Here is an 18,576-nt window from a genome sequence, read left to right as displayed (position 1 = left end):
CATTATTTTTATTCGCAATTTAATCTTTGTAAAATATAAAGGGAATTATTTTGATTAGTTAAATTGATATTACAGAGCTAAAAATAGAGGTTTATTGGTATATTCCGGTAAATACATTTACATCATTAAGCTACTTTCAATCAAAAAAAGCAGATCCTCTCAATGTTTTAAGAAACCGGCTTTTTGTTGGTTTGTTCAACTCCCTCTATAAAGAAAGAAATTGCTCGTTAATTCATTAACTTAGGGCTTCGATTCACTTTCTAATATTTCCTTCTCTTATTCAAGAATCTGGCCCTTTTCATATAGAAAGGCACAATTCTTTACTCCAGAATTGCGCCCGTTTGTTGAATAAAGTAAGAGTTATATATTTATACCTTTTATTATTCACATAAGGAATCTAAGTTTTTACTTGTTATTGGATTCTTGCACTATTAAATTCCTTTTCGTTTTAAATGATACTAAAATGAACAACAATCCTAAAAGTACGATAAAGATATGTGGTGTAGCATAAATCCAGTTTGCAACAAAATAACTTGGTGGGGTGCCATCTGATATACTGCTACCAGAAAAAATAAACCAAAGAATAATAGCTGGAATTTGAATAATGGATAAGAGAATTACAATTAGTATTGAAATAAAAGTAGTTTTATTCCCTTTATCAATTCCAAAATAGACCATCAAACCGCCCATAATCATTGCTAAAAGACCCCAAGTAGAAACTTCGGCTTCAGTTGGTCCATAAACACCCATTACATAAATAAGTCCTGTAAGAATTGAAATTACCCCTAATATAATCTTTAAGTTCTTCTCATTCATCAAAACAGGCGCCTCCTTTTTAAAAAATACAGTATTTAAACAACCAATTTCAATCTTGATTACCATAAATATCCGGTAATTAGAAAAATCGGCAAACTAATAAACCAAATTATCCACCTTTTCAACATACTGAATCCCCTTCCATTTTTTCACACCCTGCTCTTTTAGTGTAATTTCACACTATTTATTGCAAATATGGAAGGATTTCTTAATGACTCTTCTTATTAAACAATCTGGCCCTAAAATGAAAAATGAGCGCTTATCCTTGTTACAGAATAGCGCCCTTTTTTCCTACATTTTCCACCATTAAATATGGATTGATTGTTTTCATTCCTTCGGGTTTATAATTCACTTTTTTCATTGATTTCACTTATCAAGTCCCTACTTCTTGTAATCAATATAAATTGATTCCCTTCTTACATTATCCTCCCTCAATAAAAGAAGCGAAAACGGCTGTTTACTCTTGTTTTCTTAGATTTTCATAGTTAATTACCTGCCGGTAAGTCCTTTGTTGTTGGAGATTTATCACTTGAAAGGATATATTTGGACCCTTAAAGAAAAAAGAATTATAACCCACTAACCAACCTATTACAAAAATTGGTGGATAAGTCAAAATATGAGCGCACTGGTGGATGTCCACATTTCTCATGGAGGTCTACCCTCCCATACCTCACAGAGTCTTCGCTCTCAAATTCCTTCGTCCAACCTTTCCATGAGGTGGATGTCGGCCATGCTGCCCCACAGGGTCCAGGCCCGTAATTTAGTTGCTTTGCCGACTAATCCGTGCTTCAAATGTCTCCAAAATCTATAAGAACAATAACTACTACTTATCTAAACTAAACCAGAGTTAAGCCGCCATTTCTGCGTTCTTTTTTACTGAAAGGTGAGGAATATCCCTTAACATCTTTCCTTCATCAAATTCAAATTGCTTTTTACCAATACTGAAGAAAATTCGAATCAGTTTATTACATAAGGCAATAAGGGACTGCATCTTCTTTAACGGATTATCCGGACGTTGTGTATAGTAAGCATGCAATGTCTTAAATGCTGTATTTTTGGCGACGAGAATCATACAAACCCTGAATAACAGAGCCCTCAGTTTCTTCCGTCCTCTTTTTGTGATGGTCGTTCGTCCTTTGTGCTTGCCGGATGTATTTTCTTTTAAGCTTAAACCGGCAAGCTTAATAATTTGCCGGGGATGAGTGTAGTCGCTTAAATCCCCTACTTCCGCAAAGAAGCCGGCAATAGTATCCCTGCCCACACCTTTTATCGCTAACATTTGTGGTACACCGGGTATTTCATCAAGCAGACCATCTATTTTTGCATCCAATTCTTCGAACTGTAATTGGATTAATTCATACTTAGCCAGAATGGTTTTTAGCTCTAGCCTGGCCATTTCAGCACCTTGTCGAAGTCCGATGGATTTACTGGCTGCTTGCTTTAACTCCCGGATCTTGTTTATTCCAACACTCCGGGATACGGATTTTCTTAAATGGATTAGCAGTTCATCTTCGTTGAATTCAGCAATTTCATGTGGCAAGGCATAGAGCTTTAAGAATTGTAACGCTGCCTTGCCTTCCCACTTCTTAAACACCGACAGGAATTCCGGAAAATACCGGTCAATCCAATTGTGTACCTGTCCTTGGACTGTTTGAAGGTCTTCGGTTAGTAGATCGCGTATTTTCTTTGCCACACGGAGTTCGGCATAAACACCTTGCGGTATCGTAGGTTCGGCATATCTTCCGTCCTTGACCAGCTGAGCTATGACTTTGGCATCTTTGACATCGTTTTTGGTAGGTGAGTTATCATCTAACTCCTTGCTTTTCTTGACGTGCAAGGGGTTTACAGCGACAAATTTAATCCCGTTTTCTTTTAAAATATGGGCCAGGTTAAACCAATAGTGACCTGTTGGCTCCATGCCAACCATCACTTTATCCATACGCTGTTCTTTTTTGATTTCCGAAATCCATTTTAGAAAATGTTCAAATCCTTCTTTTGTATTTTCAAATTGACACGGAGATCCAAACTCTATTCCTCTAAAATCCTGTGCACGTGCCACATGCTTGAATTTAGCAATATCGACTCCTATAATAAGAGTTTGAGAAGATATTTGAGCAATCTTCTTATTCTGGTTATAATTCATTTTAAGGCCTCCTGGTATTTGTGAGATTTGTCCTTTTTGCTGGCCAGCGTCAGGACTCTCTCATTCTACCAAGAGGTTATTTTTTTGTTCAAACTCCATTTTCCTTCATTACAGGAATGCTGCCCCTTTAATAGAAAAAAAGCCCCTGGACGGCGGCTAATCTTAAACATAACGTTGTGCAATATATAATTTAGTTTAATATCCCCCAAATATTTCCGTCATTCATCTTAAAGAAAGTACCAAATATCCCAAAAGTTCTAAAAGTGAATTGCTCACCGTTTTGAAATTCAAAATCCGTCTCATAGGAGGCAAATATGCCAGCGTTCTAAAATGCGAAGAACTATTCCATATTATCTGATTGTCTTTTGTACATTCTTCATTCCAAACTATATTGTTACAAACAATACCATTCTCTGTTAATATCCATTTATCAAATTCATCCTTGGTAGGAGTAGTAAGCACCATTATAGCTATTAAAAGAATAACTGTAAAAATCCCTACTGCAAATCTTCTCTTCTTATTTTTCAAATGAGATGCACCCGTTACTTGAATAAGAAAAAGCGATCCTTCGTTATTGAAGCATCGCACCCGAGAGTTTAAGAAGAAATCTTTAAAGTTGGAGGTCTAAATTATTTAAAGTCCATTCAATATTTATCTGATTTTCTCGGCCAACTCTAAAATAATTCCCTCTGGACCACGAACGTAGCATAACTTATAACTTTCTTCATATTGCTGTATCTCACTAAAGATTTCCGTGCCTTTCTTTTTCAATCTTGCAACAATAGCCTCAATATCTTCAACAGCAAAGCAAATATGTCGGATACCCAGCGTATTTGCAAAAGGTTGCTGAATATCTTTTTCATCTGATGGCGTATAAAATTTAACTAGCTCTATCCATGTCTGACCATCTGGCATCCCCAATCCTACACATAACGTTTTAACATCATTAAGCCCAACTATTCTGTCCAACTGTTCTCCATCCAATTCCCATTCCGCTTGCACTTCAAGTCCTAAATCAAGAAAAAACGCTTTAGCCTCTGAAAGATCATTTACGTTTATACTCACCTGATCTATTCTATTGATCTTCATATCTCATACCTCCTATATTCCTGTTATTCTCAATACCTGTATTCGTGTTAGGTTTGTTTGAAATTCTAATTCGCTTAAAACAGAAAATATCCTTCTTCAACAAACCTGTCCTTTAGTTAAAGAAAAACGACTCTTTCAAAGTGATTTTGGTTCTGTAATTATCAAAAACTTTCTGCCAAGAAATAAGGTATTTCGTAACCCTCACATCCAGTAATTAAGTATGTTTTTTCTTCAACAATTATGCTTTCGCAATTAAACGTTTTAATTTCGTTGCTACCGTATTCATCTCTAGTGTTATCCCTAGTGACCTCTAACTGTTCTCCATTAAAATTAATATCAGTTAATATTGGGTCCCCTTCTTTGGTATAGCCAACCACACGGATACTATCCTTTTTCCCTGTTTCTGTATTTCGAATAAATTTTAATAATCTCGATTCATTTTCAATATCACCAGAATTCCCATTTACAATATCAGTATCAGATGGTGTATAGCCTTTTGATTTGGTAGGTGAATTAGTATTTGAATTAGTGCAACCAGTAACAAATATAAAAAAGATGCAAATAGTTACTAAACATATACATAAACGTCTCAGAATACTCCCTCCCTTTTATCTGTTTGACGGTAATTAATGATTTAAGGTTTCTTTTCCTTTTACTAAACTCCCTTTTGTTGAACAAGAAAAAAGCTGCCTGATTAGCAGCTATCTTGTATACAAGAAACAGTTTGTTTAAGACACATATTATAACTCTCTTAAGCGCACTCGTATTTCTGAAGCTATCTTAGTGGGGTTATCGATTTGGAAAATAACATACTTATACTTTTTATGTCCTTCCAGTTCAATAATAACCAGTGGTACACGACCTCCGTAAGATAAAAAATACCATTCACCTCGATATTTATAACTGCCCTCATAAATATTTAATGGAGAAATTGAAGTACCGGGCATCCTCATCATCCATTGTGGAGCATCGAAATAATCTACTAAAACACTTTTTATCATACGGTAAGGCATTATAACTCTTCGTTTTAAAGCAAAAAATCCTGTTAAGCCTGTAAGATTTAAAATTAATTCCTGAACACCGAATATTACCTGTCTGCCCGTTGTTTCCACACTCCCTTCAACTAAAAAAGGTGTAAGTTTTTTTGTAATTCCTTATCCGCTTACGAATTGCACCCCTTTTTTGAATGTAATTAATAAAAGATAATCATTGTTAAACTTTAGTGTCCGTTAGCTCAATTTTTTGTAGGAATCTTTAATCTTATGATAGGGAATTAACACAAAGGGTTGGTCTGTAGGTGTGAATTGCTCGATTCCATTCTGGTTTTCATCAGGTAAAAAGTATGTTCTTCCCCATTTTTTAAATATCCACCCTTCACAGCCTGCTGGGATTATCCCCCAGTTTTCTTCTTTAATATCGTCTAAAAAAGGATAAAACCCACCAAAAACATTATCGAGAATACCTATTACCTGGCATGGTTTAATAATCTGAATCCGATACAGTTTCTCTTCTTTGAATACAGAAGCCATTGATAATAATCTCCTTTTAGAAATATTTTTAACCGAATCCCCCTATAAAGAATATTTGATGAATCTTTACTTTCTATTTCTAATGACCTGCATTTCGGGAATATTTCTAACAATATCTTTATTTATTACTACGGTTTCTATAGAAAAATGGTTTCAATCACATTCAAATTATTAATTTAATATTTCATGGTGTCCCATAAAACTAAAGATAATAACAATTCCTGTTAATAATCCCTAAAATAAATAATGAGCGCTTTTCCTTATTTCAGAAAAGCGCCCGATTGCGGAATATTGAAAAATACGAAAGAACTTCAAAAATGCCTCCACTGTTACTAAAGCTGCCAGCAATTTGATATATTTCTTTCTTGACTCCTGCTCCATCGCTGCAAAGATGAGATAACTTTACAACCAAAAGATGTGCTGCTGTTCCTTGAAACAATTTAGCCTGAACCATAGGGCCTTTAACAAAATTCCCCGGTTCCTGTATAAAGTCGATGGCCATCTTTTCCAATTCATGATCAGTTCCCTCTCCAAAAAGGAAAGCTGGCAACTTAGCATTAGGCGGATATTGCTCCCAATAAGGAACCTCTTCTTCGACAAAACGGCTATTCAAGATGGCTGTAGATTTATCGTTATCCTAACGGTTGTTCCAGCAAACTCACTTGATACCTTCGGCGGAAAATAAAGGACTGCATGAATCTGCTGATCCGCGGAATACAGACCCAATAAATAATTCACCTATCTTGAGGTGTTGCCGAATGAAGTTCCACCGCGGTGTCCCCCCTTTCAAACTATTTTTTGTTATATCCGTTTTCTCCAAATGGCTGCAGCTTCTCAATCCACTTCTCTTCAAGCTTCTCTAAAGCTTTCTTCTCATTAAAATACGGATCATCGTTCTTTTTCAATTTTTCCAGGATATCGAATGTGAAATCCTCTTTCCCGAACTGATTCCATTCTTCCTGAAGCTCATTATTGGTGGTATATCCATTGTTTTCAAGCATGAACTTTATTCCATTTAGGCTTTTAAGATTTTTCGCGCTTCCGACCATTATTTTATTGTTCTTCATGTTTTTTATCTGATAAACACCCGCTTCAATTGGTGTTTCTTTATATTGCTGCTTTAATTCTTTTTTGCGATCCATCTTGTTTCCCCCGCTTTATTCCTATTTATTTTTTCACCCAATATTGGCTGCCATCTGCTTTCCGGTCTACTAATCCATATTCGATTAAATATCTTCTAATCAGAACATAATCCTCATAAAAGCCTTTTAATGTCTCATTTAATTCTTTTTCAGTATAGGTATGGCCGGTTTTCAATTGCTTGGCGATTTCCCGCAGGACAATCAGCCTTTGCTTTTCCTTTGGCGGAAACTTGATTAAAGCCTTTTCGGATCCATCAGGGAATAATTTTTTGATCACGTTCTCCTGTTCTTCCTGCGTAATATTGTATCTGTCATCGACCATGGTGGCGGTTTTATGCACAGGCAAAAACGCTGGTGCATATTCGTCTTTTTCTTTCAATAATTCCATCATCGCCAGAAACGTCTTGGCCTGCCGTTCCTTTTCTTTTAAGACAAAACGGTGATGGCGAATCGTAGAAGTGCTCCCCATATCCAGCTCTTTTTGAATTTCCTTGTCACTTTTCCCTTGATAAAAAAGCTGCAAGAGCGCCCTCTGATGCTCTGTAAGACCGGTAAGCTTCTTATCCATTCCCAGTAAATAGGCAAAAACGCTCTCATGCGCACTTTCGATATGAATTCGGACAAATCTTTCTGCTTCATAAAGCCGATCTTTATATGGATATACAATCCCTTTTTCAGCCTTTTCCCCGCATAGCAGGCATGTAAATGAATCTCTTTCTTCTATATATCCCTGTTTCAGCTCTTCCAGGGAAGCCTCCCAGAACAAATTGGATATTTCCATTGCAGTACACATCCTAACTTTCTTATAAATAAACATTTTAATCATCTGTTTGCTTTTTGATAAACAGATTACAACAAAGTTTAAAAATTGTCAATCGGCAAAACAAACGATATTTATTTTTGTTTATTATTAACCCAACAAACTTTAAATATGTTTATTTAATCTGCAATCAAAAGGAGGCCTTCAAACAAAAAGAGGCTGGCAAAAAGGAATAATTTTATCAAGACCTAATTCCAAAAAAGTCATAAAAAATAAGGAAGGATACATATTAGTCATGACTAATATGTATCCTTCCTTTACTTCTTGTTCAACAATTGCGCCCTATAATTGAATAAAAGCTTTTTTAAAAGGAAAGCTAGTTACAAAACTCATCAACGATCTGCTTTTTTATTTCTTCTATGGGAAACTGCTGTGGATAAGTCGATATCATCAACATGATCCCTTGAAGCGTGGATGAAAAATATAACGATCGTTTCCGCGCTTCCTTTGCTCCTAGCTTTTCAAATATCTCACATTGAAACTCAAACTGTCTGGCGTTCTCTTCAATAAGAAAACGACTGTATTTGATCAGCTCATGATCTGCTTCAGGTTGTGTTTGCAGGTGGAGATAGAAACGGAATACTTCCGGCTTCATGTAGACATTATCGATTGCGCCCTCTATAATATGTTTGAGCTGCTCCACTGGGGTCTCAATAGCCATTGCTTGATTCATGACTTCAACAATTTCCCCCACCCTCGCGTGAACCATAGTCGCCAGGAGTTCTTCTTTCCCTTTAAAATAATTGTAAAGCAGGCCTTTAGATATGCCAGCATGTTCGGCAATGTTGCTAATAGAAGTCGCATGATACCCCTGCTTGATGAACAATTCCATCGCTGCTTTAAGAATACTCTCCTTGGCTAACTGCCGAATACGCTCATTCTCTTGTGGTGTTCTTGGCATGTCAATCTCATTCCTCCAAAAATTCCATAATATGACGACACAAATCCTCGGGATGAGTTAACGTAACCATATGATCTGCACCAGAAATTTCAATGATTCGAGCGTCTGACTGCTTTCGAAAGTAGTTAGCGACTCGAAGGTTATCGGGTAATTCCTCCGTACCAATCATAAATAAAGTTTTAACAGACAACTCACCTAGTCTTTCGGCTGCAGGAGGATTCGGCCAAATCATTTCAAAAGCTGGCCAATTAAATGTCCGTTTGATATGGTGTCGAAGCATTTGTTCAGTAAGCTCCTTATGGGGACTAGCCTGAACAACACGATACGACACTGCACTTTGTGAAACCTCAATCATTTTGTCTATGTCTGGTGCGGCCGCACTTACCTTATTCATATATTCTACAAACTCCGATGAATAGTTAAACCCTGTCAATGACGGTGCAATTAAAACCAATTCCGATACGTATTCAGGATATTCTAATGAAAAGTCTGTTGCAATCTGGCCCCCCATAGAATGTCCGATTAAGGTGGCCTTATGAATGTTCAGATAGTCAAGGAGCCCCTTCAAATCTTCCACACAATTAACATCTCCAACTGGATCCGATGATTTTCCGGCTCCGTGTCCGTCAAAACTAACAACCATGTAATGTTTTGCTAAAAGTGGTGCAACAAATGTCCAGTCCCGTGAATCAGCGCCACCACTGTGAAGAAGAACGACAGGGTGCCCATTACCATTAACCTCGTAATACAAATCCATTGGAATCCCTCCATGCATTTTTTGAGTATTAACTTTATTTTATTGTTGAATGAACGTTTAGTCAATAAAAAAAAGCGATCCTCAACAATCTGGCCCTTTAGTTGAAGAAAGGAGGGAACGGTGTTCCCTCAGATTTTTTTATATACTTCTGCGTAAGCCACTTTCAATTGTTCTCTTAGTTCTTTGTTTTCGCTATCTAGCTTCTTAATGCGGCGCTGTAAAGAAGCAATCAGGGCATCTTTGTTATTGTCATCCATCTCTCGTTTGATTCGCTTCGGTGTAGGTGCTTGCGTTTGTTGTTGTCGCAAGGATTCAATCCGATCACGCAACTCAAGGTTGTTGTATAGCGTAGCTTTCGCTACGCCAGCCTCACTTGCCACGCTGTTGAAATTGATGCTCACGTTAGCTCGTACGAGCCGTTGAATGGCTTCATCGACCTTTTGATAGGTGGCAGCCTTCCGTGAGGTATGAATCTTTTTTAACTGTTCTCTGCGGTCATAATCAGCCATTTTTTACACCTTGCTTTCTCTTTATGCGATCTTGTCTACCGAAGATGACATGCCCCTCACGGATATTGTCCAATATACCTTGGTATCGCTGTAAGTTCCGTTCGTGCTTTTCTGCCATGTCATCACGACCATGCTGTTTCGCTACCTCGATGGCTCTTGCTGTTGTTTTTACGTGCATTTCATATTTCTCCACATCCAATTCCGAGAAGCCAATCGCCAAGTCTTTACACGGACTACCACTATTACACGTGAGACAAGGAGGGGCTTCCATATGCGGACAATCGCCTTTCAATCGCGCGTGACACGTCCCGTACGGGTTGTCCATCGCATTTAGTTTATGGTCCTGCCAGAGAGCTTGGAGAATGTCCTCTGGAATATCTTCACCTGCTTTGATTTCTTGCACCTCGCCGTTTAAGTCAAAACTGAATACGCCTTGATTGATAACAGATTCAAACGCTTTCCGTTTCGTGTCATCCAATAATTTGGCATACCGTAAGGTCATTTCAGGGGAAGCATGGGCTAATAGTTCCTGTACCGTTAAAATATCTGCACCGCCATTTAACATTTTAATGGCATATGTATGCCGGAACTGATGAGTTTTAAAATGAAATAAGTTTTCGTTCTCATCTACAATGTTTTTCTTTTTTGCTAAGATATTCAGTTCTTTTCCAATCCACATTTGGGAATAAGGCTTTCCCTTTCTGGAACCACGATAGCGAATAAAAATGAACCCTTCGGGATTATTATCTTGATTGCTATTTTCTTTTGCTCGCTGAATAAGGACCGCAAGGAGATTTGCTAATTCTTCGTCAATGGGAATTCGGTGTCCCTGCACGTACGTTTTTTCAATATCAGTCATAATCGAGTATTTACCGTTTAACTTTATTAAGCAATCGGTGGTCAATCCTAATACATCTGAAATACGTAGTCCTGTTTTAAATGCAACCCAAACCACAGGAATGACATCTTTGGGCAAATCATTAATATTAGTAAAAAGTTGTTCTAACACATAGTCAGGGATATAGTCGATTTGATCAATCGACTTTTTTCTTAATTTCGGTTTATCCTCTGGAAAGAGTAATAATCGCACATGAGTTTCTGGAGCGATATCATATTCGTATCGTTGAATATCTTCAAGAAACTTTCCTACAATATTTAATGCCTTTGATACATACCTTTCAGGATGTTTATCCTTTCTTTTTAAATTGTTTCTTGAGTATTCATGTAACCATAGAACATATTGTTCAATGTGAGAACGTTTCAAACTTTTTAAATCCATCCATGTTGGTTCTAGAGATAACATGAAAGATAAAAAATTTGGAAGGTATTGCAGATAATCTTGTGCTGTACCTACAGAAAATTTATTTTTACTTAGTAACCGTTGCTTGATATACTTTTTATTTGTTGACGTATTTTCATCTGTTCGACCTTAGTAAAATCAATGTAATATCTAGTATTACTTTTATTGTAATCAATACCATATTTATCATGTAAAACTCGTATATCCCAACGATCCTTTTCCCATTCTTCTCGTATATCAGTGATTTGTAAAAGAGTTGTAAAAACAAGTCTCAAAAAGGACGCTATTTTGGATTTTATGGTTATATCTTTGTAGAGTATTCTTTTATTAATCACCTGAGTATTAATACCCATTTCATTTAACCAAAATAAATATTCTCGTTCTACCTTATCAATCTCTAAATCTAATAACGATGTTAATGTAGGATATTTCTGGTTTAAGAACTCAGTCATTCTTTTTAGGGGACTATGCGCTCCAAAAATACTGTTTATGGTCCAATAATCATTAAACAATCGTTGATAGTATACATATTTTACTTCTAAATTAACCTTAGGATTAAGAAATCGGAAAGTAACATTTTTGCTACTGTATTTATAGGTTGCTACTTGTTCTTTGAACTGCTTAATCTCACGTAAAAAGTTAATATTCCATTTATCGTTAATCAAGAAATAAGGATTATTCACTTGCTCTATGGTAACAGAACCATCTTTGTGAATTGTTTTAACAGGATAGGTTGATAATTCTTGCTGCAATCGTTCATGAAACCCTAATTCCCCTATATTTGTTTGTTGTTTCTGTTTCATTCTCTCTCGCCTTTCAGTGCTGTTTCTGTATATCAAATGCACCCTGTGCCTTTTCCCAATCCTTGCGGATGTCTTCGTCTGAAGGATGAAGATACAAGTTCATCGTTGTCTGGAGACAGAGAAAGATTATAAAGATAGACCTTCCCCCTAAAACCTTTTTTACGCTCGGTCTTGCGACCACACTACGCTTCCACGATTACAATATCTGTTTATTCATTCTATTATGTATGAAAAAAGAGGATATATGCTCTCATATTGAACATAGTATCCTCTACTAATTATAGTCTGTTTAAATAATTCCTTCTTCACCAGCCTCTTTCCTTATATCCTTCTATTCATCCACTCATGAAAAGTATAAATCACAAAAATAAAAAGGCAATAACCCACAAAGGTATTAAGGTGATTCCAGTGATCAGCATGTACAAACAGCCCCATATCCTCTGCCATTTTTTCCATAGCCGCCATTATTAAACTGATGCATAAAACAAATAGTCCTTTTAGCCACCCTTTTAATTTTTGAATGATTTTAATAAAAAGAATCATAGTAACGGGAAGGACAGCCAGTGTAAATAATATATTAATAGAAAAAATGGATGGCAGCGGTCGGATTGGGAAGGAGTAAAGCTGCTTGCCGATAAAATAAAGATCTAAATAAGTTCCTATTAATGAAGCCAATAGAATAGCCGGTAAATAGCCTTTAATGCCAATTCGTAACGGCTTTTTTCGCGAGGGCTGCGAGCTCGAGTCTTTCAAGTGTTTTACAGTATGCATGCTGAATCTCCCCATTTACGGTATCTTTTAATTCTATGAAATAATCCATTACCTGTAAGTCTTTAAACCAATCCCCAATCTCTGCTTCTTCATGACTCACATTTTTCCAGGCGCTTTCAAGGCTGGGGCTATAAATTCTTCTTGCTCCCGGCCGCAGTTTGCAGGATTTTAATTGAAATTGATATTTTTCGCCTGGCAGTCCTTCGTGGACATCATTAAAAATTTCCGGCCAATAATCCTTCCTTGAGCCTGTATGCGGATGGCGATACGCCCACTGTTCCGCATGGGCCAGGACATCCTTGTCATGAAATAGAACTGCATACAATCTCTTCCCCAGCTGTATTCGTTCATGTAAAGATTCAAAATGGGTAAGCGTCTGCCCCTTCAAATGCATCACACCATTCTTCCTGTACGGAAAGAGGATGTGATTAAAGGAAAGCAGGTCCTGAAGCTTAAACTCAAGCTTATTCAAAACCTCCTGTTTGTAACGCGGATTCTGAATCACCCTTTTTTCTAAATAGCTTTGTTCATTAATAATGAGGGCTATAGTAAGAAGGAATGGCTGCGGATTTTTCCAAAAGCAGTTCCAGATCGTTTCCATAAACACGGAAATATCAAGGAATGGAAATAGGAAAAATAACGGCTTGTTTCTTTTCAGGCTTTCACGGTAGATCAGGAATTGAGGGTAGGCATCCTGAAAAATAAGCCAATTCCCTCTTTCCAAAAAGGAAAAGAAGGATTGCTTTTCCCTATCCGAAAGTAACCTGGACAGAAGCTCCCCTTTTAAATCGGTCATGTTCCAGCCCCCATTCCGGGAGACCATATGCCCCAAAAAGGCCCAATGGATTTCGGGGTGCTGCCTGTAAAAATCCAGATAGGCTTTTGTTCTTGTAACATTATTTTGATTCCATTCCTTTGTTTCCAGTTTAACGAACTCCAGGATCTGCTTTTCTTCCTCAGATAGATTTGCAGGTTTATAGATTTTTTTCTTTAATTCTTCCTTTATCACTTCAATTGGGGATTTTTCTTGTTTCTTTCGGAAAAAGATCGTGATCCCCTCCTTCATGAATTCTCCCTCTGTTATGTGAATATGTATGAGTATCATGAATTTTACCTGGAGAGGAATGTGCATATGATGACCAACACCATCTCAGGCATTCAATGGTTAATTCTTAAGCTGAAAAACGGGCAATCCCATGATGGATCATGGAAATACCCTTTTGAAACAGGCATTTCAACAGATGCTTATATGATCATTTTATTAAGGACATTGGAAATACATGATGAAAAATTGATTCAGAGGCTGGTTTCCCGAATTCTGAGCAAACAAGAAGCAAATGGTGCCTGGAAGCTTTTTTATGATGAAAAGGATGGAAATGCATCAGCCACACTGGAGGCGTATTACGCGCTTTTATATTCGGGCTATGTTCAGAAGGAAGATCCGAGGATGAAAGCAGCGAAACAATTTATTTTGGCAAATGGCGGCATGGAGGGGGTTAGTCTATTTACGAAAATCATGCTGTCTGTCACGGGCCAGTACGAATGGCCTGCATCTTTTCCGATCCCGATTGAGATTATGCTTTTGCCGTTTTCTTTTCCCTTTAACTTTTATCAGTTTTCCGTCTATGGGAGAGTGAATCTGACCCCGATCCTCATTCTGGCAGAGAAAAAATTCAGCTTAAAAACGAAAAACAGCCCTGATCTTTCCGATTTAATGTTAACGAGAGCTGGAACAAATGAGTGGGAGATTCAAGCAGAATGGCGGTCCTTCTTATCATCCATCAAGGAAGGCATAGAGGATTTATTGGGCATGCCTGAGAAGCTCCACTCATTGGCGATGGACCGGGCAGAAGAATATATGCTGGAGCGGATTGAACCGGATGGAACCTTTTATAGCTATTTCAGTTCTACCTTCTTAATGATATTTGCACTCCTATCACTGGGCTATTCAAAGAATGACCCGATTATAAAAAAAGCGGTTAAAGGCTTGAAATCGATGCGGACGGAGATTAACGGCCTCACGCATATGCAATATACCGATGCGTCTGTCTGGAATACTTCGCTCATTAGCTCTGCTCTCCAATTAGCCGGAGTTTCACCAGACGATCCCGCTGTAAAAAAGGCGAACCGCTACCTGCTGAAGCGTCAGCATGATCAGTTTGGGGATTGGGTGATTCATAATCCCAAAGGCTTGCCGGGCGGATGGGGATTTTCTGATGTCAATACCGTCAATCCCGATGTCGACGATACAACTGCCTCTTTAAGATCGATTGCCAGAAGTGTGCCAGGCAGCCCCAAATACCAGGAGGCTTGGGATCGTGGGGTAAATTGGCTTTTATCGATGCAGAATGATGATGGCGGCTGGCCATCCTTTGAAAGAAATACCGAGAATCCTTGGATTGATTTCCTGCCGATTGAAAAGGGTGAATATATATTTGGAGACCCCACCTCAGCTGATTTAACTGGAAGGACCCTGGAGTTTTTGGGGAACTATACAAACCTGCCAAAGGACCATCAGGCGTTTAAAGAGGCCGTGAACTGGCTATTGAAGAATCAGGAACAAAATGGTTCCTGGTATGGCCGATGGGGAATTTGCTATATATATGGGACTTGGGCGTCTGTAACAGGGCTCATGGCTGCAGGCCTGCAAGCCAATCACCCCTCCATCCAGCAGGCCTCTGCCTGGTTAAAGAGCATTCAAAACCCGGACGGCGGCTGGGGTGAATCCTGCCGAAGCGATAGCCAAAAAACATATATACCATTGAATGCAAGTACCTTAACACACACCGCATGGGCACTTGACACATTAATCGGAACGGAAAAAAAGCCGACGAAAACAATCCAAAAAGGCATCATGTATTTGCTGAACTCGATCAATAAGGAGGATTGGACAACAGCCTATCCAAAAGGGCAAGCTATGGCGGGCAGCTTCTACATCCACTATCACAGTTATCGGTATATCTTTCCCCTTATGGCTCTGTCCCATTATCATCAAAAATTCGGGTAATGATAATCGTTGGAGGAGTGTCAATCATTGTAGTTTCATCGTTAAACTTGTTTTCACAAAATGTGACTGAACGTTTCTCCATTTACTAGGTGGAATCATCTCGATATGGGCGAATGCATTTAAAATATACTCATTTTTTAGGTTTTGTAAAAAAAGACTCTCAGGCATAAGTCACATTTTCACAGTGCAAGTGCTGGAATATTGATGCACCGCGAAGTGACCGATATATCGGAAAACTGACCGATAAAATGAAAAAGTGACCGTTATATTGAAAAAGTGACCGATAAAATAAAAATCTGACCGATAAACACAACAAAGTGGCCGATATTTCCAAAACATTCTATAAATTAAGCAAGCAAACCCTGATCTGACCGGAGATTCCCAAGAAAAAACGAAAATTTTTCTGAATTTATTAGATCCGATGTTAAAAAAATAGTGTTTTTCCTATCATCAATAAGGCTCTTCACTGCAAAATGAAACGGCTAGCTCGTGTAAACGATCCAGCCGTTTTCTATGTATCAATCTTAACTTCTCCGATAAAGACCCTATTTTGTCCGGACTGCAAGCTGCCCAAATAGTTAAATATACAGAGTGCAAAACCGTTGATCAATCCATTCACCCGATAAATCCCCAAGCAGAACCCTGGACACTCTGCTAATAGATCAATCCTTCACTAAGGCTGCTCTCAGCTCAGTAACGCCAAATTCCAAATAACCCTTTAAACAGGTTAGCATGTACACCCAGCCTTCTTTGTTGTCTAACATATAAATCAGCAGGTTTTCATCCTTTTCATTAAAACCTTCCTCATTCACTTCAATAATCGTACTGGCACCATCCAGTTCTTTAAGCGTAATCGTAACTGTATGCGGTTCCTCCTCTTCGCCCCACAGAAATACAATTTTCTTATTTTCCTCGATTTCTATGATCTTTATATCACCTTCTGCACCGTACTCCTCATACCTTAAAGTAACCGTCTTGCCTTGTTCCCATCTCTCAGAACTCGATGAGAACCAGAAATTCCCGATTTTCGCTGGATCCACGAAAGCTTCAAATACTTCAAAAGCGGGTCTGCCTATTTTCATTTTCGTCAGGTTGTTCATCCCAAGATCACGTCCTTCAGTTTTTTTGCACTTACCCGTTAAGTTTATCCCCGGCAAATTCAATCATATACTTCCCCTCTATAATGAGCCAATAAAATTGTTTTCTATTAAAGGCAGAAAGTTTGTTCCTCTTCGGGCTGCTAATAGGCCAACTGAGTTGATTGTAGGGAAGGCAGCTGACTCCTACGGGAGAAGGCTCACATTCCTCCCCGCGGAAAGCAAGTGCCTCGTGCTGAAATTAACGGATAAAATTTAAAAATAACAGTTTAATAAAAAATCCTGCTTGAATGATAATCACGATACTTTCTCCCCCTTCCTCTATACGCCAATACTTAATATGGCCATACCCCATGAATGGAGCTCATTCCCATGGCTATACTAAATAAGCAATGGCATTTCATTGGAGGGCAGAATCTTGGATCAAACATGGCTTTCTCTCTTACCATTTATTATCGTTATCGCTATGTCCATCTGGATTAAAAATATCCTGCCTGGGCTCATTGTCGGGATTTTGGCTGGTTCCATCATTGTAAAAGCTGATTTATTGTCCGGAACCGAACAGTCTGTTTCGTACATCGTTTCCACCCTCTCCGATGAAACCAATATTAAAATCATCGGGTTTTTATATTTATTTGGCGGGCTTGTCGGGATGATGAATATTGCGGGCGGCATTAAAGGATTTTCGGAATGGGCCGGAACGAGGATTCGATCAGAGCGGGGATTGCTTGGCTTTATATGGATTACACTCCCATTTACGTTCATGATGCCGATGTTCCGTATTATGATGATTGGGCCCATCATTAAATCCCTGATAAAAAAGATGAACCTGTCCAAGCAAAAGGTTGGCCTGACACTGGATATTTCCACAGAGTCTGTTATTGTGCTTTTGCCGGTTGCAACAGCATTTGTCGGATTCATGGTTTCATTGGTTGAAGGGGGCATCAGCGGCCTAAACCTGGGCATGTCTGCTTATGAAGTGTTTTTACTGAGCATTTTGTTCAACTTTTATGCCATCATCATGCTGCTCATTGGGATCATCCAGACATTTTGGAATCCTAAGAGGACTGAACATAATCAAGTACATAAGGATCTTGAAGAGCAGGAGCATGAATTTCACCGCATGGGGATAAAGAAAGAATTGTCCCTGGTGAAAGCACAGCCATGGCATTTGATTTTTCCTGTCACGCTTCTCCTGGCATTTTCTTTGTTTCTTTTATGGCAGGACGGTGTGGCTCAAGGGGCAAAGACAATCTTTGAAGCCTTTTCTATGGCCGATGCTACCTTTGTCATGCTGCTGGCTGTTTTTATCACGCTTGTTCTGACTTTTGTTTTTTACGTCATCAGACGCGAAAAGATGAACGAAATTCTCTACCATTTTTACGATGGCGGCAATCAGATGATGGAAGCAATCAGCCTTCTCATTCTGATCTGGGCATTAACCCTGGCGGCTGAGGACCTTGGTTTTTCCGACTTTATCGGCAGCTCACTCGGAAGCTTTTTGCCTGCTTTTCTAACACCTGCAGCGATTTTTGTGCTTGGATCTGTTGTTGGTTATTTCATTGGCAGCTCATGGGGAACGTGGGGACTGTTCATGCCGCTTGGCATCACACTGGCCGTCTCTACGGGAGCACCCATCCCGCTGACTGTCGGTGCTGTTTTCGCAAGCGGCGCATTTGGAGCGCTAACCTCCCCGCTTGGCGATACCACCATTACGACTGCCTCCATTCTGGATATGGATATTGTTGACTATGCCCGCTATAAATTGAAGGTTTCTGCTATTGGCGGTGTGATTGCGGCTGGGCTGTTTATTGTGGGCGGGTTCATTATTTCATCATAAAAAGGCCCAGCTAATCTTAAAGCGCTCTGTTTCAAAGTGTTTTTTTGAAATG

General features: G+C 38.7%; 17 protein-coding genes and 3 pseudogenes. 2 read left to right on the top strand and 18 right to left on the bottom strand.

Features of this window, described 5'->3' with window-relative positions:
- Positions 1 to 405 precede the first annotated feature (405 nt).
- The 17 genes and pseudogenes from L634_RS0105615 to L634_RS0105525 form a co-directional block, all read right to left on the bottom strand.
- A complete protein-coding gene (locus L634_RS0105615; protein ID WP_157452362.1) occupies positions 406 to 819 on the bottom strand; it encodes a hypothetical protein in 414 nt (137 codons plus the stop codon).
- An 844-nt stretch (positions 820 to 1,663) separates the two neighbouring features.
- A complete protein-coding gene (locus tag L634_RS0105600; protein WP_026581599.1) occupies positions 1,664 to 2,959 on the bottom strand; it encodes an IS110 family transposase in 1,296 nt (431 codons plus the stop codon).
- Positions 2,960 to 3,181: 222 nt separating this feature from the next.
- On the bottom strand, positions 3,182 to 3,487 hold the full coding sequence (locus L634_RS30660; RefSeq protein WP_232233708.1) for a hypothetical protein: 306 nt from the start codon (positions 3,485 to 3,487) through the stop codon (positions 3,182 to 3,184).
- A 123-nt stretch (positions 3,488 to 3,610) separates the two neighbouring features.
- On the bottom strand, positions 3,611 to 4,048 hold the full coding sequence (locus L634_RS0105590; RefSeq protein WP_026581598.1) for a VOC family protein: 438 nt from the start codon (positions 4,046 to 4,048) through the stop codon (positions 3,611 to 3,613).
- A 161-nt stretch (positions 4,049 to 4,209) separates the two neighbouring features.
- A complete protein-coding gene (locus L634_RS34185) occupies positions 4,210 to 4,518 on the bottom strand; it encodes a DUF4362 domain-containing protein (RefSeq protein ID WP_269521444.1) in 309 nt (102 codons plus the stop codon).
- Positions 4,519 to 4,788: 270 nt separating this feature from the next.
- Entirely contained in the window at positions 4,789 to 5,160 is a 372-nt protein-coding gene (locus L634_RS0105580; protein WP_026581596.1) for a hypothetical protein, read from the bottom strand.
- A 117-nt stretch (positions 5,161 to 5,277) separates the two neighbouring features.
- On the bottom strand, positions 5,278 to 5,577 hold the full coding sequence (locus L634_RS30655; RefSeq protein WP_034262050.1) for a hypothetical protein: 300 nt from the start codon (positions 5,575 to 5,577) through the stop codon (positions 5,278 to 5,280).
- Between the two features lie 355 nt (positions 5,578 to 5,932).
- Positions 5,933 to 6,347: pseudogene (locus tag L634_RS34180) on the bottom strand (condensation domain-containing protein); the annotation flags it as partial.
- A 21-nt stretch (positions 6,348 to 6,368) separates the two neighbouring features.
- Positions 6,369 to 6,719 carry a GIY-YIG nuclease family protein gene (locus L634_RS0105565; RefSeq protein WP_026581594.1) on the bottom strand — a complete coding sequence of 117 codons (351 nt, stop codon included), beginning with the start codon at positions 6,717 to 6,719 and terminating at the stop codon, positions 6,369 to 6,371.
- A gap of 25 nt (positions 6,720 to 6,744) precedes the next feature.
- Positions 6,745 to 7,500, bottom strand: coding sequence for a DUF2087 domain-containing protein (locus L634_RS0105560; RefSeq protein ID WP_026581593.1), 756 nt, complete (start codon positions 7,498 to 7,500; stop codon positions 6,745 to 6,747).
- Positions 7,501 to 7,855: 355 nt separating this feature from the next.
- Complete coding sequence (locus L634_RS0105555) at positions 7,856 to 8,440, bottom strand: TetR/AcrR family transcriptional regulator (RefSeq protein WP_026581592.1); 585 nt, start codon at positions 8,438 to 8,440, stop codon at positions 7,856 to 7,858.
- Positions 8,441 to 8,447: 7 nt separating this feature from the next.
- Positions 8,448 to 9,197 (bottom strand): alpha/beta fold hydrolase, encoded by a 750-nt coding sequence (locus tag L634_RS0105550; protein WP_026581591.1) that lies wholly within the window; start codon positions 9,195 to 9,197, stop codon positions 8,448 to 8,450.
- Positions 9,198 to 9,325: 128 nt separating this feature from the next.
- The gene (locus tag L634_RS0105545; protein ID WP_026581590.1) at positions 9,326 to 9,706 is read right to left on the bottom strand and encodes a DUF6262 family protein; all 381 of its coding nucleotides are present in this window, start codon (positions 9,704 to 9,706) and stop codon (positions 9,326 to 9,328) included.
- Positions 9,699 to 11,809: pseudogene (locus L634_RS30650) on the bottom strand (tyrosine-type recombinase/integrase). The gene L634_RS0105545 and the pseudogene L634_RS30650 overlap by 8 nt, the downstream one beginning before the upstream one ends.
- 13 nt (positions 11,810 to 11,822) lie before the next feature.
- A pseudogene (locus L634_RS34175) lies at positions 11,823 to 11,924 on the bottom strand (tyrosine-type recombinase/integrase); the annotation flags it as partial.
- A gap of 206 nt (positions 11,925 to 12,130) precedes the next feature.
- Positions 12,131 to 12,484 (bottom strand): CBO0543 family protein, encoded by a 354-nt coding sequence (locus L634_RS0105530; RefSeq protein ID WP_232233707.1) that lies wholly within the window; start codon positions 12,482 to 12,484, stop codon positions 12,131 to 12,133.
- 22 nt (positions 12,485 to 12,506) lie between these two features.
- Positions 12,507 to 13,646, bottom strand: coding sequence for a DUF2515 family protein (locus L634_RS0105525; RefSeq protein WP_084028838.1), 1,140 nt, complete (start codon positions 13,644 to 13,646; stop codon positions 12,507 to 12,509).
- Between the two features lie 66 nt (positions 13,647 to 13,712).
- Between L634_RS0105525 and shc the strand changes: the two genes are divergently transcribed.
- Positions 13,713 to 15,587 (top strand): squalene--hopene cyclase, encoded by a 1,875-nt coding sequence (gene shc, locus L634_RS0105520; protein WP_034262069.1) that lies wholly within the window; start codon positions 13,713 to 13,715, stop codon positions 15,585 to 15,587.
- A 662-nt stretch (positions 15,588 to 16,249) separates the two neighbouring features.
- Here shc and L634_RS0105515 read toward each other — a convergent pair.
- The gene (locus tag L634_RS0105515; RefSeq protein WP_026581586.1) at positions 16,250 to 16,687 is read right to left on the bottom strand and encodes an SRPBCC family protein; all 438 of its coding nucleotides are present in this window, start codon (positions 16,685 to 16,687) and stop codon (positions 16,250 to 16,252) included.
- Between the two features lie 415 nt (positions 16,688 to 17,102).
- Here L634_RS0105515 and L634_RS0105505 point away from each other — a divergent pair, with 415 nt between their 5' ends.
- Entirely contained in the window at positions 17,103 to 18,524 is a 1,422-nt protein-coding gene (locus L634_RS0105505; RefSeq protein WP_026581585.1) for a Na+/H+ antiporter NhaC family protein, read from the top strand.
- Positions 18,525 to 18,576 lie beyond the last annotated feature (52 nt).

It is taken from the genome of Bacillus sp. J33 (assembly GCF_000518885.1).
Lineage (GTDB): Bacteria > Bacillota > Bacilli > Bacillales > Cytobacillaceae > Cytobacillus.
This window is presented reverse-complemented; position numbering and strand designations above follow the sequence as displayed.